Genomic DNA, 16120 nt, shown 5'->3' on the forward strand with positions numbered 1-16120 from the left:
TTCGGGTGTTGTGAGAGGTGTACGGGATCAGGGGGCGGATGCCGCGGCCCACGCCTCGATGCGCGGCAGCAGTTCGGTGAGCGTGTCGGCGTGGAAGGTCGGGGATGCCGCAGCATCCGTCCACGGCCCGACGAGCGCGGTGTCGTATCCGCGCCGGTGCGCGGGCTCGAGGTCGTTGCGCCAGATGTCGCCGACCGCGAGCACCCGGCGGTCGCGGACCTCGGGCGCGTCGAGCAGCCGTTCGAGTCCGGCGGGCTTGCCCGCGTCGGTGACGATGCGCGCGAAAGCGTCACCGAGCCCGAGCGCGTCGAGGGTCTCCGCGACGCGGACCGCCGGGGCGTTGGTGACGAGGACGCACTCGGCCGGAAGGCGTTCGGCGACCGCGGCGAGCCCGACCGGCGCCTCGACGGGAGCGAGATCAGTCCCCAGCAGCGCGCGGCTGTCGAGGTAGGCGCGCGACAGCGCCTCGGCGCCGACCCCCGCATCCTCGGCGACGAGGCGGATCACGTCGTACGCGTCGAGGGGCGCCCCGGCCCCGACGGGTCGGCCGCGCATCCCGTCGTCGACCCGGGCGAGGAACCGGTCGGGCTCGCCGGAGGCAGCGGCGGCAGCACGCGCGTAGGCGAGCACCGGCCCGTCGCCGAGGGCGACGGTTCCGTCGAAATCGAAGATGATGAGAGCAGGGTTCGGCACGGATCGGACTTTCTGAGTGGACGCTTCGTCCATCGTTAGGTGCACACGTGGACACAAATCCCACAGTCGATGAACTGCGGATGAACGAGATCCAACGGCTCGATGCGGCGGCCGCGACTACCGCGCGCGGCGACGCCGGGCGGGCGTTCGACGTGGTGCCCTGGCTCTCGCGGTCGATCGCCGAGGATGCGGCATCCGGTCGCTTCGCGCGCTGGTCGCGGTCGACCATCGTCGACGAGAACACCGGTTCGCCGGTGCTCGACCGTGCGGTGTTCGACCGGTTGCACGATCTCGCCGGCGAGCCGAGTGCCTGGCCGGTCGGGAACGCCGGCCTCCTCCACGTGTACGGCTACCTGCTCTCGCTCACACCCACGCCGTACGGCCTGAAGCGCGAACGCTGGCTCGGCCCCGAGCTCGCCCGCGCGTTCGGGCTCGCCGATGACGCGTTCGCGCCCTGGGCGGACGGGCCGACGCTGCTCGAACGGGTCACGGATGCGGCGACGAGCCTGCTCCACTCCCCCGCGGCGGCGCGATCCGAGGCCGACGGCGAGTACGTCACCGTGCTGTCGGCATCCGCGGGTCCCGCGGCGCTCGTATACGCGCGTGTCGCCGACGACGGCATCCGCCTGGTGACGACCTTTCCCGTCGCGGACGCCGCCGCCGTCCTGACCACGATCGAAGCGGCTCCGCCCGCCCCCGGCGCCCCCTACCGCCTCCGCTGGAACGCCGCGCCCTGAGTCCCGACTCCTCCCGTCGAGTCGCCACGAAACGCGGGTCCGGGCCCCGCTGCATCTGCCGCTTCTGGCGAGTCGACGGGATGCGGCGCCGGTCAGGAGGGGGCGTGCGCCTCCAGGAATGCGTAGAGGTCGGTCGTGTCGACGCCCGGGAAGGCTCCCGTCGGAAGGGTCGCCAGCAGCGTGCGCGGGGTCTTCACATTCGGCCAGGCGGCGGAGCGCCACCGCTCCTCGAGATCGGCCGGCGCGCGCCGACAGCACACGTCGACCGAGTGCCGCGACACTCCGCGATGGGGCGTGTCGCGCCCGAGGAACCACTTCGTATCGTCGAACCGCACCCCGACGCTGACGGAGTGCGCACCCTCGCTCGAATGCTCGACGCGGGCCGTGCACCAGTAGGTGCCGTTACCGGTGTCGGTGTACTGGTAGTACGGGTTGAACCGGTCATCGACGTCGAAGACGGTGCGACTCGTCCACTCCCGGCAGCACAGCTGTCCTTCGATGGCCCCCAGGCGGTCGGTCGGGAAGTCGACGTCGTCGTTCTCGTACGCCTTGGTGATCGTGCCCGACTCGTGCACCTTGAGGAAGTGCACCGCGATGCCCAGGTGCTCGGTCGCGAGATTCGTGAACCGATGCGCGGCGGTCTCGTACGACACCGAGTACGCGTCGCGCAGATCCTCGATCGAGATCGCGCGGCGCTCCTTCGCCTCACGCAGCGCCGGTGCGGCATCCGCTTCGGGGATCAGGAGCGCGCCGGTGAGGTAGTTGGTCTCCACGCGCTGCCGGAGGAACTCGTCGTAGCTCGTCGGCTCGGTGTGCCCGAGGATGCGGCTCGACAGCGCCTGCAGCACCGCGGTGCGGGGATCGGCGGGGGTCGACGCGGAGAGACGACTCGACAGGTAGAGCCGCCCGTTGGCGAGGTCCGCGACGCTGCGGGTCGTCTGCGGCAGATCGGCGACGTAGTGGATGCTGAAGCCCAGATGACCCGCGATGTCGCTGGCGGTGCGCTGCGTCACAGGTCCGCCCGGGTGCCCGACCGCCGCGAGCAGCTCCCGCGCCTGCTGCTCCAACTCGGGGAAGTAGTTGTTCTGCGTCCGCATGAGGCGGCGCAGGGCGACGTTGGCGCGTCGGGCCTCTTCGGGGGTCGCCGCACGCTCGTCGTGCAGCCGCTCGATCTCGCCCTGCAGCGCGAGGAGGGCGCGCAGGACCTCGTCGGGCACCGCCCGCGGGATGCGGAACGGCGCGATCCCAGCACTGCGGAAGGTCGGACCCCCCATCGCCCGGGCCACATCGATCTCGAGCGCGGCGCGAGGATCGAGCTCTTCTGATTCGAGCAGCGCGTCGAGCGAGGTCCCGAGTGCGCGCGCGATCGTCCGCAGCAACGAGAGCTTCGGCTCGCGGCGGCCGTTCTCGATCATCGAGAGCTGGCTCGGCGCCCGTCCGACGGCAGCGGCGAGGTCATCCAGGGTCATTCCGCGTCCGGTTCGGATCTGCCGGATGCGCCGGCCGATCGTGAAGGCGTCCATGTCCTCATCGTCGAGCGCCGACCCTGCGGCGGCGACGGCATCCTCGCGCGTCATGGCGGGATTCTGTCACGAAAGCAGAAGATCGGCCGATCTTCTCCGCGGATCCGCCCGGGACAAGACCGCTCCTTCGCACACAGTGGTCTCCACGACGGGCAGAGCAGCCTGTTCCGACGAAGGAGACCGAGATGACCACGATTCCCGCTCCGGGTCCGCTGCGGCCCGGCGACCAGACCCAGACCGCTGTCGAGCTCGAGGAGCTGTGGCAGAACGACCCGCGCTGGGACGGCATCGAGCGCACCTACGGCGCCCACGACGTCATCCGGCTGCGCGGCTCGGTACGCGAGGACGCGACCCTCGCCCGCCGGGGCGCGGAGTCGCTGTGGAACCTCCTCCACACCGAGGACTACGTCCGCGCGCTCGGCGCCTACACGGGCGGCCAGGCCGTCCAGCAGGTGCGCGCCGGCCTGAAGGCGATCTACCTCTCCGGATGGCAGGTCGCCGCTGACGCCAACCTCGCCGGTCAGACCTACCCTGACCAGAGCCTGTACCCCGCCAACTCCGTGCCCGCCGTCGTCCGGCGCATCACGAACGCGCTGCTGCGTCAGGACCAGATCGAGCACGCCGAGGGCGACCGCACCCGCGACTGGCTCGCTCCGATCGTCGCCGACGGCGAGGCGGGCTTCGGCGGTCCGCTCAACGCCTACGAGCTCGCGGCATCCCTCATCGCCGCGGGCGCGGCCGGCACCCACTGGGAGGACCAGCTCGCGAGCGAGAAGAAGTGCGGCCACCTCGGCGGAAAGGTGCTCGTGCCCACCGCCCAGCACATCCGCACGCTCAACGCGGCGCGGCTGGCCGGGGATGTCGCGGGCGTCCCCGCGATCGTCATCGCTCGCACCGATGCGCTGGGCGCCGACCTCATCACGAGCGACGTCGACGAGCACGACCGCCCCTTCCTCACCGGCGAGCGCACGAGCGAGGGCTTCTACCGCACGCGCCCCGGAATCGACCCCGTCATCGCGCGCGGTCTGGCCTTCGCGCCCTACGCCGACCTGCTGTGGGTCGAGACCGGCGAGCCCGACATCGAGTTGGCCCGCGAGTTCGCCGCAGCCGTGCACGCCGAGCACCCCGGAAAGCTGCTCGCCTACAACTGCTCGCCGAGCTTCAACTGGAAACGGCACCTCAGCGACGCGCAGATCGCCACGTTCCAGGCAGAACTCGCCGACCTCGGGTACCGGTTCCAGTTCATCACCCTCGCGGGATTCCACGCCGTCAACCACTCGATGTTCGAGCTCGCCCGTGGCTACGCCGATCGCGCCATGAGCGCCTATGTCGAGCTGCAGCAGGCGGAGTTCGACGCCGAGGCCCACGGCTACACCGCCACACGTCACCAGCGCGAAGCAGGCACCGGCTACTTCGACACCCTCTCGACGGCGCTCAACCCCGACAGCGCCACCCTCGCCCTGGCCGGATCGACCGAGGCATCCCAGTTCTGACCCCGCCCCGTCGAGTCGCCAGGAATTGCCGGTTCGGCACCCCCGACATCCGCGCATCCTGGCGACTCGACCGCGAACCTCCACAGGAGACGAGACCATGACCATTACAGAGACACACACCGAGACACACACCGAGACACCCGCAGAGACACGGCGGCGCGCCTGGACGGGGCCCGTCGCGGTGCAGACCCACGAACCCGCGATCGAGGTGCGCGGCGAGATGCACCCGCGCTTCGACGAGATCCTGACCCCCGATGCCCTCGACTTCGTCACGGCGCTGCACGACCGCTTCGCGGGGCGACGCCACGACCGACTCGCCGACCGGATGCGGCGCCGCTTCGAGATCGGCAACGGCGTCGACCCCTCGTTCCGCAGCGACACGGCGCACATCCGCGAGGATGCTTCGTGGCGGGTCGCGGGCGCCGGCCCGGGCCTCGAGGACCGCCGGGTCGAGATCACGGGCCCGACAGACCCGAAGATGACGATCAACGCCCTGAACTCCGGGGCGCGGGTGTGGCTCGCCGACCAGGAGGACGCGACCTCGCCCACCTGGCGAAACGTCATCGGCGGGCAGCTGTCGCTGCGCGATGCGGTCCGCGGCGAGCTCGAGCACACGGGCCCCGACGGACGGCGGTACGCCGTCACCGCGGAGCGCACGCCGACGATCGTCATGCGCCCGCGCGGCTGGCACCTCACCGAGAAGCACCTCGCCTACACCGATCGCACGGGTCGCACCCTCGACGCGTCGGGGTCACTCGTCGACTTCGGCCTGTACGCGTTCCACAATGCTGTGCGGCTCGTCGAGAACGGCCGCGGGCCGTACTTCTACCTCGCCAAGCTCGAGTCGAGCGCGGAAGCGCAGCTGTGGGACGACGTCTTCTCGTTCACGGAGCGACGCCTCGGGCTGCCTCACGGCACGATCCGCGCAACCGTTCTGATCGAGACGCTTCCCGCGGCCTTCGAGATGGACGAGATCCTCTTCGCCCTCCGCGACCACTGCGCGGGCCTCAACGCCGGCCGCTGGGATTACATCTTCTCGATGATCAAGAACTACCGCGGTCGCGGGGCCCGGTTCGTGCTGCCCGACCGCAGCGCGGTCACGATGACGGTGCCGTTCATGCGTGCCTACACAGAGCTGCTCGTGAAGACGTGCCACCGCCGCGGGGCGCATGCCATCGGCGGAATGAGCGCGTTCATCCCCAACCGACGGAACCCCGAGGTCACCCGAGCTGCGTTCGAGAAGGTCGCCGCCGACAAGCGGCGCGAGGCGAGCGACGGGTTCGACGGCACGTGGGTCGCGCACCCCGACCTCATCCCCGTCGCTCGCGCGGAGTTCGACGCCGTGCTCGGCGAGCGCCCGAACCAGCTCGACCGCCAGCGCGACGACGTCGAGGTCGCGGCATCCGAACTGATCGACTGTCACATCGGACTGCCGATCACCACGGCCGGGGTTCGCGCCAACGTGTCGGTCGCCGTGCGCTATCTCGAGGCGTGGCTGCGGGGCATCGGCGCCGTCGCGATCGACGACCTGATGGAGGATGCCGCCACGGCCGAGATCAGCCGCTCGCAGATCTGGCAGTGGATCCACCAGGACCGGACGACGGATGACGGTAGGCCGATCACCCGAGAGTGGGTCGATGGGCTCGTCGACGATGTCCTCGCCGAGGTCGAGCGCCGCGACGACGACCGCTTCGACGACGCCGCCGCCCTGTTCCGCGAGGTCGCGCTGGGCTCGGACTTCCCCGCCTTCCTGACCCTCCCCGCCTACGCGAAGTACCTCTGACCCCCGGTCACCCCGTCGACTCGCCACGAAACGCGGATCCCGCACCCCACGCATCCGCAGTTGCTGGCGAGTCGACGGAGAGAGGGATGGGGGGTCAGGGGGTGGGGAGGGCGGAGAGGAGGAGGGCGATCAGCTCGGGCGGAGCGGGCCGGGCCTGCAAGTCGGTGCCGACGACGCGCTGGCAGCCGTCGAGTTCGACCGTCACCGGCACCGGAGCGTCGCCGGCGCTCGTCGCGCGCGGCTGCACCACGACGAAACGGGATGCCGCCTCACCACAGTCCCGGGCCGCGGTAGGGCTGGCGGGGGCGGCCGCGGCGGTGAACACCGCACGCGCCGATTCGGCGTCGAGCAAGAACGCCCCGGCGAACAGGCCCCCATCGCCGATCACGCTCGGCGTTCCAGCTGGGGCGCCCGGGACTTCGGAGGCGTCCGCCTCGTAGGCGCACACCATCGCTTCGGCGACGTCGACCGGCGCCTGCGTCTCGAGAGGCCTCCACCCGAGGATCTCGAGCGGGGCCACGCCGGCGCGCGTCGAGCAGCCCGCCGCCGTCGCCTCACGGAGCTCGACGCGCACGGCGTCCGAGAATGTACGGTCGACGACCTCGAGCCGAGCCAGGGCGGCGAGCGGCTCGTCCTCCTTCGGGCCGCCGCACGCGGTCAGCGGGAACGACAGCGGCGCGAAGCGGCCCGCCGCATCCGTCGCCCAAAGAGCGCGGAATCCGTACCCGACGGCCGGGCAGACCTCTGCCGGACCGGGGTCGCTGGGCGCCGCCATCGCGTCGAGGAACTCCGACAGGTCGCCCTCGTAACGAACGATCTCGGTTCCGGCGATGACGCCGTCGGCATCCTCGCGCGTCACCCCGTTTGCGCACTCCAACACCGCCACGGCCTCGAACGCTTCCGGGAGAAGACCGGCACCGGCAGGCGGATCGGCCGTGAACTCCGGGCACGAGATCGTGTCGGAAACGGTCGCGACGTCACGGATGGGCGGCGGCCCGAAGGGGATCGCCGCGCACCCCGCCAGCGACAGCACCAGCGCACCGCCCGCAGCCGCCGCAGTAGCAGCCGGCATCCACCTCCGCATCCCGACCCGCACCCGCATCCGGCTTCTCCCCCGTCGTCCCTCGCACCCACGCTAGAACAGCCCCCGATCCCCCACGTGACGACCGCGTAACGATCGTCTCGGGCGCAGGGTCAGGGAAGCAGGCCGCGCTCCAGCGCGAGGGTCACGGCTCGGGTGCGACCGTCGACGCCGAGTTTGTCGTACACGCGCAGCAGATGCGTCTTGACCGTCGACTCGCCGATCCCCAACTGCACCGCGATCTGCTTGTTGCCGTGCCCCGCCGCGACGAGGCGCAGCACGTCCGTCTCGCGCGGAGTGAGAGCGGATGCCGCGGCCTCCGGTTGCCGCATCCGTTCCACCAACCGCACCGCGACGGCCGGCGAGAGAGCGGTCTGCCCGGCGGCGACCGACCGGATGCCGGCCACGATCTCCTCGCGCGGCGCGGCCTTCAGCAGATACCCGCTGGCTCCGGCCTCGATCGCGGCGAGGATCTGGTCGTCGCTCTCGTAGGTGGTGAGGATCAACACCCGCGGGCCCGCGCCGCCGTCGCGCGCCGCCACGATGCGTGCCGTGGCCGCGACGCCGTCGAGCACCGGCATCCGCAGGTCCATGAGGACGACGTCGGGACGCGTCTCGCCGGCGAGGCGGACGGCCTCGCCCCCGTCGGCGGCCTCCGCGATCACATCGAACCCGGGCTCGTCCGCGAGCAGACCGGCCAGACCCGACCGGACGATCGGGTGGTCGTCGGCGATCAGCAGGCGGATCATGCCCGCACCCCCATGGGAGCCCGCGGCGCGGTCGGCGCGGGCAACCGGATCGACAGGGTCGTCCCCGCACCCGCCGCAGCGGCGACCTCGACGGTGCCGCCCGCGAGCGCCACCCGATCGCTCATGCCGTCGAGGCCGTAGCCGGTGCGCGGGGACGAGACGTCGAACCCGCGCCCGTCGTCCTCGACGACCAGCCGAAGGGCGCCGTCCTCCTCACCGGAGAGCGACACCGTGACCCGCGCGGCTCCCGCGTGCTTGCGCACATTGGCGAGCGCTTCCTGCAGGCAGCGCAACGCGACGACCTGGGTCTCGCGATCGGTTCCGGATGCCGTGTCGACGACGGAGATCTCCAGCCCCGTGTCGGCGCGGAAGCGTTCCGCGAGTCGTTCGACCGCGGCACCGAGCACGGGGTCGGCGGGGACGGCGGCGGTCCGCGCGACGATGGCGCGCGCCTCGGTGAGCGCGTCACGGGCGGCCACTTCGAGGCGCTCGACCGCCGCGGTGGCACCCTCGACGTCGCCCGTTCGCGAGCGCCGTCCGGCCTGTTCGGCGAGCATGACGATCCCGGCGAGGGTCTGCGCGAGGGTGTCGTGGATCTCACGGGCCAGATGCTCGCGCTCGTCGGCGGCGCCCTTGTCACGGCTGAGTGCCTCGACCTGCTGCTGCGCGCGCGAGAGCTCGTCGAGCAGACGCGCACGCTCCGTGCCATACGCGGCGATCGCCGAGATCCACCACCCCATCGCGATCGAGAACGCCGCCGAGAGCACCGCCACCACGGTGGCCTCCAGCAGGGCGTCGGGAGCGAAACCGAAGCCGCCGGCGTACCCGACGAGCATCCCCGCGCCGACCAGAAGCGATCCCACGACACCGTCACGCCGCAGCGGGGCGAAGATCCACACCAGCGGATACACGATGACCTGCATCGTCGCGAGGGAGACCTCGCCGAAGGTCATCGCCGCGATCGAGACCGTCGCGACGGCGAGGAACACCGCGAACCGCCGGGGATCCTCCGCTCCGGCGGAGGGCCGTGCGAAGAGATACGCCGCGAGCAGGAGCACCAGGCCCGCGACCGCCCACGGCAGCCGGGCCGTCTCTCCCGCGGCCGCGAGGATGCCGACGCCGAGGGCGAGCACGACACCGACGGCGACATCCACCCAGCTGCGACTGATCACGACACCATCCTGCCCTCAGCGGATGCGGGCGCGGATGCGGGCGGCGGCGAGCACCGTGAACGCGACGGCAACCACAGCCAGGACGACCGCCGCGACCCAGACCGGTACGGTCGCCGTCCCCACCTGAAGGTCGAGTCCGTAGATCCGGCTCAGCTCCTCGACTGCGCCGGGAGCGCCGCTCGCGAGGCGATCGAGCGGATCGACGGCGAACTCGCGTCGGACGAGCATCGCCGATTGGGCGAACGGGAGGACGCCGACGGCATCCCGCACCGCGTCGGGGAACGAGCCGACGGGGATGTACGCCCCCGCGACGAAGCCGGTCAGGGTTCCGACGAGCGTCGACAGCCCCGAGTACGAGCCGCTCGTGCGCAGGAACGACACCACGAACGCCCAGAGCGCCGTGTACGCCGCCACCGAGAGCACGGTCCACAGCACGATGCGGGTGATCTGTCCGGCGTCGGGCAGGGTGCGGCCGGTCAGCCCGAGGTAGGCGAGGGCCACGACGAGCACGATGAGCGTGGTGATCAGGCCGATGATGAACGCCGACCCGAGATAACCGAGCACGAGCTGCGCGCGACGCACGGGTGAGACGAGGAAGTCGCGGAACCGTCCGGTCGCGGCGTCTTCGACGAAGGTCGACAGCGCACCGAGCGGGGTCGTGACGGCGGCGACGGCGACGACCCCGGCGAACATCCACGAGTCGACGAAGTCGCGGGCCGCATCGGCGTCGAACCCCGGCGTCGCCGCGAGCGAATCGACCTGCATCTGCCCGAGGAACAGGGCGTACAGCAGGAACACCACGAGGGCCCCGGTGAGAGAGAAGAACACCCCGAGCGGGTCTCGGTAGAACAGCCGGAGATTGCGCCCGACGTAGGCCTGCACGGTCTTCATCGCGTCGCCTCCCCCGTCGCCGCCTGCCCGGTCGCCGCCTGGCCGGTCAGCGCGAGGAAGACGTCGTCCATGCGCCCGTGCCGGAACTCGAAGTCGAGGACGGCGTCGCCCCGTTCGGCGAGGATCCGCCGCGCCTCGGCGGCATCCGCCACCGCGATGCTCTCGGGGCCGGCGGCGGTGACGAGCGACAGGATGCTGGAGCTGTACCGCGCGCGCAGCTGCGCTGGAGTGCCGTCGGCGACGATACGCCCGCGGTCGATGATGCACACCTGGTCGGCCTCCTCGGTCTCTTCGAGGTAATGGGTCGTGAGAAAGACCGTCAGCCCCACGCGCTCGCGCAGCTCGTGAATCGTCCGCCACACCATCTGCCTGCTCGCGGGGTCGAGCCCGGTCGTCGGCTCGTCGAGGAAGACGATCTCCGGGTCGTGCAGGAGCGCTCGGGCGATGTCGGCCCGTCGACGCTGGCCTCCCGAGAGCCGCCCGTAGCGGCGGTCGACGAACTCGCCGAGGTCGATGACGTCGGCGAGCCGCTGAATGCGATCGCGGATCGCGGCGGTCGAACCGAGGTAGGGGCGCGCACGCACCGTCAGGTTCTCGCGGACGGTGAGGGCCGAGTCGAGCAGGGAATCCTGGAAGACGACGCCGATCGCCCGGCGCACCGCGTCACCATCGGCCCGGACGTCGTGACCGGCGACCTCGAGCTGACCGGCATCCGGCTCGATCACCGTCGTGAGGGCTCCGATCGTCGTGGACTTGCCGGCTCCGTTCGTCCCGAGGAACGCGAACACGCCGCCGGCGGGCACGTCGAAGCTCACGTCGTCGACGGCCGTCACGTCGCCGTATCTCTTGGTCAGGCCGCGCACGACGGTCGGTGCGCTCGCTCTCGTGGTCATGTCTCCAGCGTGCCGCGTGCGGCGCCGGTGCGGCAGGGGTCATCCGGTCGATCCCCGTCCACCATTCGGTGGACCACGCCGCTACTCTCGAAGGGTGACCGAACGCGCACCGCTGTCCCGCAAGCTCTCCGCCATCGCCGAGTCGGCGACCCTCAAGGTCGACGCGAAGGCCAAGGCCCTGCAGGCCGCCGGCCGGCCGGTCATCTCGTACGCGGCCGGTGAGCCCGATTTCTCGACGCCGCAGTTCATCGTCGAGGCCGCCCAGCACGCTCTCGCCGACCCTGCCAACTACCGGTACACCCCGGCCGCCGGCCTCCCCGTGCTGCGTGAGGCGATCGCCGCCAAGACGCTGCGCGACTCGGGCCTCGAGGTGCAGCCCTCGCAGGTCATCGTGACCAACGGTGGCAAGCAGTCGGTTTACCAGGCCTTCCAGACGGTCGTGAACCCGGGTGACGAAGTGCTGCTGCCGGCTCCCTACTGGACCACCTACCCCGAAGCGATCGCCCTCGCCGACGGCATCCCGGTCGAGGTCTTCGCCGGCGCCGACCAGGAGTACAAGGTCACCGTCGAGCAGCTCGAGGCTGCGCGCACCGAGCGGACCACCGCGCTCGTCTTCGTCTCGCCCTCGAACCCGACGGGCTCGGTGTACACCCCCGAAGAGACGACGGCCATCGGCCAGTGGGCGCTGGAGCACGGCATCTGGGTCATCAGCGACGAGATCTACCAGAACCTCGTCTACGAAGGCACCCGCGCAGTCTCGATCGTCGAGGCCGTTCCCGAGCTCGCCGGCCAGACGATCCTCGTCAACGGTGTCGCCAAGACCTACGCGATGACCGGGTGGCGGGTGGGCTGGATGGTCGGCCCCGCCGACGCCATGAAGCTCGCCGGAAACCTGCAGTCGCACCTGACGTCGAACGTCAACAACGTCGCGCAGCGCGCCGCCCTCGCAGCACTCACGGGACCGCAGGACGAGGCCGAGCAGATGCGGCTCGCCTTCGACCGTCGCCGCCGCCTGATCGTCGACGAGCTCGCGAAGATTCCCGGAGTCGACGTTCCCACTCCCCTCGGGGCGTTCTACGTCTACCCCGACGTCACCGGTCTGCTCGGACGCTCGTGGGGCGGCGTCGAGGTGAACACGAGCCTCGAGCTCGCAGACCTGATCCTCGAGCAGGCCGAGGTCGCCGTCGTGCCCGGCGAGGCCTTCGGCCCCTCGGGCTACCTGCGCCTGTCGTACGCGCTCGGCGACGACCAGTTGCTCGAAGGCATCCAGCGCCTCCAGCGCCTCTTCTCCTGAGGTTCCCTGGTTCCCCTCTCCCTGACCCGTCGACTCGCCAGAAATGGCGGGTCCCGGGGCACTCGTACCCGCCGTTCATGGCGAGTCGACGGCTGAGGGAACCGGGTCAGAGCTCGACGCCGACCAGCACGGGCTCGGGCTGGAGGATCAGACCGAACTCGGCCTGGACGCGCTGCTGCACGAACCGGGCGAGCGCGGCGAGCTCGTCCGCCGTCGCTCCCCCGCGGTTGGTGAGGGCGAGGGCGTGCTTGGTCGACAGCCCCGCCCGCGAGCCGGGCAGCGAGAAGCCCTTGCCGATTCCCGCGTGCTCGATGAGCCAGGCAGCGCTCACCTTGACGTCCGGTTCGGCCACCGCGCCCGTCGGCGAGACGCCGTAGTACTCCGCGAGCGGGATCACCCGGTCGGCCACCGGATCGGGAGCCACCGGCCAGCGCGGGCACGCGTCGGGCAGCGTCCGTGCGAATGCTGCGGTGACGACGGCGTTCTGGAAGAACGACCCGGCGCTCCAGGTGTCGGGGTCGGCGTCGTCGAGCACCATCCCCTTGCTGGCGCGCACCGAGAGCACGGTCTCGCGCACCCATCGCAGCGACACGGTGGCCTCGGGATCGAGCCCGAGAGCGCCGCGCAGCTGCGGGCCACGGATCGCGAACTCGCCGTGTCCGACCTGATCGAGTTCCAACGTGATCGAGAGGATGACCGCGGACCGCGCCGCGACCGACCCGTGGTGATGCTTGAGCACGGATGTGCGGAAGCCGAGCCCGAGCTCGGACGCCGGCACGACGCTGACGTCTCCCGTCGACTCGTCGAGCAGCTCGACCTCGACGAGCGTCTGCACGACCTCCTGACCGTATGCACCGATGTTCTGGACGGGTGCCGCTCCGGCAGTGCCCGGGATGCCCGACATCGCGGCGATCCCGCTGAGGCCCGCCGCGACGGCGTACTCGACGAGGTCGTCCCACGAGTGCCCGGCCTGCGCCTTCAGGCGGATGCGGCCCGGATGCGGCGACGGCAGCTCTTCGATGCCCGTCGTGCGTATCGCCACGACAGTGCCCTCGAAGGGCTCGTCGCCCGCGAGGAGGTTCGACCCGCCCCCGACGACGAGCCACGGCTCGTGCGCCCCCCACAGCTCCCTCATCGTGGCGACGAGCTCGTCTGTCGTGTGCACCTCGACCATGCGCTCGGGCGCCGCGCCCGCGCGCAGCGTGGTCAGCTCCGCGAGGGGCCGCGGTTCGATGTCAGCCACGGTCACTCCGCGGTGCGGACGCGCACCTGGGCCTTGCCGAGCACGACGGTGTCGGCGTGGCTGACGGTCAGGTCGATCCGGGCGACGCCCTCGTCGACCGCCCCGACCTTCGCGACGACGGTGAGGGTCGCGCCCGTCTCGGGATCGACGACGACAGGACGGGTGAACCGCACGCCGTACTCCACGATGCGACCGCTGTCGCCGAGCCACTCGACGATGGTCTCGACGGCCAGACCCATGGTCAGCATGCCGTGGGCGAGCACACCGGGCAGGCCGACGCGGGTGGCGACGTCGTCGCGGTAGTGGATGGGGTTGAAGTCCCCCGACGCTCCCGCGTAACGCACGAGCGACTCACGGGTGAGCTCGACGGTGCGCTCGGCGACGACGGTTCCGACGGTGAGTTCGCTCATGCGTCTTCCCCTCCGATCAGCAGCACCGAGACGGCGGTCACGACGTGGTCGCCGGCGACGTCACGGATCTCGGCCTCGCTGGTCACCATGGCACCTTTGCCGAAAGCACGGATGCCGGTCACCGAGAGCTGCGCGGTGAGCTCGTCGCCCGCCACGATCGGCCGGGTGTAGCGGAAGCGCTGCTCGGCGTGCACCGTGCGCTCGAGGGCGATGCCCGAGTCGGGCTCGCCCAGCAGCTGCTGCAGCGTGAGGTCCTGGATCACCATCGCGAAGGTCGGGGGCGCGACCACGTCGGGGTAACCCAAGGCGCGCGCCGCTTCAGGGTCGGTGTGCTGCGGGTCGGTCGCGAAGACGGCGCGGGCGAACTCGCGCACCTTCTCGCGACCCACGAGGTACGGGGCGGTCGGCGCGAAGGCGCGTTCGACCAGATCGGGGTTCACGGACACCGTCCGATTCTACCGCTGGCCCTCCGACGACAGCGCAGCCCGCTTCTCGGCCCGCGCCGCGCGGTGCGTCTTGACGGCACGCACCGCCATCTGCGAGGCGATGAAGGTGAGGAACGCGGCGAACAGGATGTTGGCGGTGAGCGGGTTCAGGAGGGTCGCTATCCAGGCGCCGACCGCGGTCGTGGTGCAGGCGGCGAGTCCGACGACCAGGGCCGCCACGAGGTCGACGTTGCGTCGGCGGGCATTGCCGACCGTGCCCGAGATCGCGGTCGGGATCATCATCAGCAGAGACGTGCCCTTGGCGATGAGGTCGCTCGTGCCGAAGAGGAACATCAGCGCCGGCACGACGATGACTCCGCCGCCCACACCGAGCAGACCGGCCATGATGCCGGTGAAGAGTCCGAGCCCGGCGAGCCCGATGCCGACGGGCCAGCTCAGCTCGAGAACGGCATCACGCGAGGGCACCACGATGAAGAGCATCACGATGACGACGCCGAGGAAGCCGACGAAGCCCCATCGCAGCGCGTTCTGAGGGATCTTGGCCAGCAGCCAGCTGCCGATCTGCGCACCGATCACGGCACCCGCGGCGAGGATGATCGCCGGGATCCAGGCCACCGAACCGGTGACCGCGTAGGAGATGACACCGACCGAGGCGGTGGGGACGATTGCGGCGAGCGAGGTCCCGGCGGCGAGCCGCTGATCGAACCCGAGCAGCAGGACCAGGAGCGGCACGATGACCGTTCCGCCGCCGACGCCGAACAGTCCCGACAGCAGGCCAGCCGCGAGCCCGACCCCGGCGCACGCCAGGTAGAACCGCGCGCTCCGGCGCGCACCCCGCTCCCCCATCACTGCTCGACGTAATCGTCGATGAGCCAGCCGGAGCCGCCCGGAACGAGCGTGTACAGCGCCGAGAAGCTGCTCGGAACGGGGTTCTCGAGCGGAGCGCCGGCGGAATCGGCCGTCTGGGTGAAGGTCTCGACGGTCTGGACGTAGATCGTGTCTCCCTCGCGGGTCGTCGAGATGAAGCTGATGTCGTAGTCCTCGACGGAGTTGTTGAACTCGAGCGCGGCCTGCGCGAAGTCGGCGCAGTCGGACAGCCCGCCGCTCGAGAGGAACTCGGGGGTGACGATCGCCTGATAGGCCGCGCAGTCCATGTCGTCCCACGCGTCGTCGTAAGCATCGACGACGTCTTCGGCCGCACGCAGATCGGCCCCCTGCACCGAGCTCGAACCCGGGCGGTCGGCGCTCGGGGAGAGGATGTCGGCCACGAAACGCGGAATGAGCACGGCCGCGAGAACGATGAGACCGATGAGTACGGCGCCGAGCGCGACGAAGAGGATCCAGAGCTTCGAGCGACGTGCCGGAGGAGGGATGTCCTCGCCGCGGGCTCCGGTCATCGCCGCCGTCGCCGTCGTGGGGTGTGCGCCGGGATAGACCGGGGCATAGCCGCCCGGCGCGGGCGGGATGGGCGGCAGCGTGTCGGTCGGCGAGGCGGTGTCGGATGCCGCGAGACTCTGCTGGCTCTCGGCGATCGATGCCTCCGTCACCGCCGGTGGTTCTTCGATCGGCGCCTCTTCGACCGAGGGCTCGGGCTGCGGCTCGGGCGAGGGCTCGACAGGGGTGTGGGTGTGCTCGGTCCAGCCCGCACCGTCCCACCACCGCAACGCGCCGTGACCGTCGTCGTACCAGCCCGCAGGCGTAGAACCGCTCAA

Annotated in this window: 16 protein-coding genes; 4 read left to right on the plus strand and 12 right to left on the minus strand. The window is 71.0% G+C overall.

The window, feature by feature from the left end; genetic code table 11:
• Nucleotides 1–27: 27 nt before the first annotated feature.
• Nucleotides 28–693, minus strand: coding sequence for an HAD family hydrolase (locus ACU6RU_RS01170; RefSeq protein ID WP_446725691.1), 666 nt, complete (start codon nucleotides 691–693; stop codon nucleotides 28–30).
• 80 nt (nucleotides 694–773) lie between these two features.
• Between ACU6RU_RS01170 and ACU6RU_RS01175 the strand changes: the two genes are divergently transcribed.
• The gene (locus tag ACU6RU_RS01175) at nucleotides 774–1430 is read left to right on the plus strand and encodes an amino acid deaminase (RefSeq protein ID WP_446725692.1); all 657 of its coding nucleotides are present in this window, start codon (nucleotides 774–776) and stop codon (nucleotides 1428–1430) included.
• Nucleotides 1431–1522: 92 nt separating this feature from the next.
• Here ACU6RU_RS01175 and ACU6RU_RS01180 read toward each other — a convergent pair whose 3' ends face one another.
• Nucleotides 1523–3007, minus strand: a complete 1485-nt coding sequence (locus tag ACU6RU_RS01180) for a helix-turn-helix domain-containing protein (protein ID WP_120263266.1) — start codon at nucleotides 3005–3007, stop codon at nucleotides 1523–1525.
• Nucleotides 3008–3138: 131 nt separating this feature from the next.
• On the opposite strand from ACU6RU_RS01180, the gene aceA reads away from it, so the two are divergent.
• Both aceA and aceB read left to right on the plus strand, forming a co-directional pair.
• On the plus strand, nucleotides 3139–4446 hold the full coding sequence (gene aceA / locus ACU6RU_RS01185) for an isocitrate lyase (protein WP_120263267.1): 1308 nt from the start codon (nucleotides 3139–3141) through the stop codon (nucleotides 4444–4446).
• A 97-nt stretch (nucleotides 4447–4543) separates the two neighbouring features.
• A complete protein-coding gene (gene aceB, locus ACU6RU_RS01190; protein WP_446725693.1) occupies nucleotides 4544–6229 on the plus strand; it encodes a malate synthase A in 1686 nt (561 codons plus the stop codon).
• 94 nt (nucleotides 6230–6323) lie between these two features.
• Here the strand turns inward: aceB and ACU6RU_RS01195 are convergent, their stop codons facing one another.
• The 5 genes from ACU6RU_RS01195 to ACU6RU_RS01215 form a co-directional block, all read right to left on the minus strand.
• Nucleotides 6324–7301: a hypothetical protein gene (locus ACU6RU_RS01195; protein ID WP_446725694.1), complete on the minus strand. Its 978-nt coding sequence runs from the start codon at nucleotides 7299–7301 to the stop codon at nucleotides 6324–6326.
• Between the two features lie 122 nt (nucleotides 7302–7423).
• The gene (locus ACU6RU_RS01200) at nucleotides 7424–8059 is read right to left on the minus strand and encodes a response regulator (protein ID WP_289331017.1); all 636 of its coding nucleotides are present in this window, start codon (nucleotides 8057–8059) and stop codon (nucleotides 7424–7426) included.
• A complete protein-coding gene (locus ACU6RU_RS01205; RefSeq protein WP_120263271.1) occupies nucleotides 8056–9231 on the minus strand; it encodes a sensor histidine kinase in 1176 nt (391 codons plus the stop codon). The genes ACU6RU_RS01200 and ACU6RU_RS01205 overlap by 4 nt, the downstream gene beginning before the upstream one ends.
• Before the next feature lie 15 nt (nucleotides 9232–9246).
• Nucleotides 9247–10122: an ABC transporter permease gene (locus ACU6RU_RS01210; RefSeq protein ID WP_120263272.1), complete on the minus strand. Its 876-nt coding sequence runs from the start codon at nucleotides 10120–10122 to the stop codon at nucleotides 9247–9249.
• Nucleotides 10119–11015, minus strand: a complete 897-nt coding sequence (locus ACU6RU_RS01215; protein ID WP_446725695.1) for an ABC transporter ATP-binding protein — start codon at nucleotides 11013–11015, stop codon at nucleotides 10119–10121. The genes ACU6RU_RS01210 and ACU6RU_RS01215 overlap by 4 nt, the downstream gene beginning before the upstream one ends.
• Nucleotides 11016–11109: 94 nt before the next feature.
• Between ACU6RU_RS01215 and ACU6RU_RS01220 the strand changes: the two genes are divergently transcribed.
• Nucleotides 11110–12309, plus strand: a complete 1200-nt coding sequence (locus tag ACU6RU_RS01220) for a pyridoxal phosphate-dependent aminotransferase (protein WP_289331015.1) — start codon at nucleotides 11110–11112, stop codon at nucleotides 12307–12309.
• Nucleotides 12310–12415: 106 nt separating this feature from the next.
• Here ACU6RU_RS01220 and ACU6RU_RS01225 read toward each other — a convergent pair whose 3' ends face one another.
• From ACU6RU_RS01225 to ACU6RU_RS01245, 5 genes are read right to left on the minus strand one after another with little or no spacing between them, the layout of a single operon-like run.
• On the minus strand, nucleotides 12416–13552 hold the full coding sequence (locus ACU6RU_RS01225) for a UDP-N-acetylmuramate dehydrogenase (protein WP_446725696.1): 1137 nt from the start codon (nucleotides 13550–13552) through the stop codon (nucleotides 12416–12418).
• A gap of 2 nt (nucleotides 13553–13554) precedes the next feature.
• Nucleotides 13555–13962 (minus strand): MaoC/PaaZ C-terminal domain-containing protein, encoded by a 408-nt coding sequence (locus tag ACU6RU_RS01230; RefSeq protein WP_120263276.1) that lies wholly within the window; start codon nucleotides 13960–13962, stop codon nucleotides 13555–13557.
• Nucleotides 13959–14408 (minus strand): FAS1-like dehydratase domain-containing protein, encoded by a 450-nt coding sequence (locus ACU6RU_RS01235; RefSeq protein ID WP_120263277.1) that lies wholly within the window; start codon nucleotides 14406–14408, stop codon nucleotides 13959–13961. The genes ACU6RU_RS01230 and ACU6RU_RS01235 overlap by 4 nt, the downstream gene beginning before the upstream one ends.
• A 9-nt stretch (nucleotides 14409–14417) precedes the next feature.
• Entirely contained in the window at nucleotides 14418–15254 is an 837-nt protein-coding gene (locus ACU6RU_RS01240; RefSeq protein WP_446725985.1) for a sulfite exporter TauE/SafE family protein, read from the minus strand.
• Nucleotides 15254–16120 carry a DUF2510 domain-containing protein gene (locus ACU6RU_RS01245; protein WP_120263279.1) on the minus strand — a complete coding sequence of 289 codons (867 nt, stop codon included), beginning with the start codon at nucleotides 16118–16120 and terminating at the stop codon, nucleotides 15254–15256. The genes ACU6RU_RS01240 and ACU6RU_RS01245 overlap by 1 nt, the downstream gene beginning before the upstream one ends.

It is taken from the genome of Microbacterium sp. F1-18, from assembly GCF_052921305.1.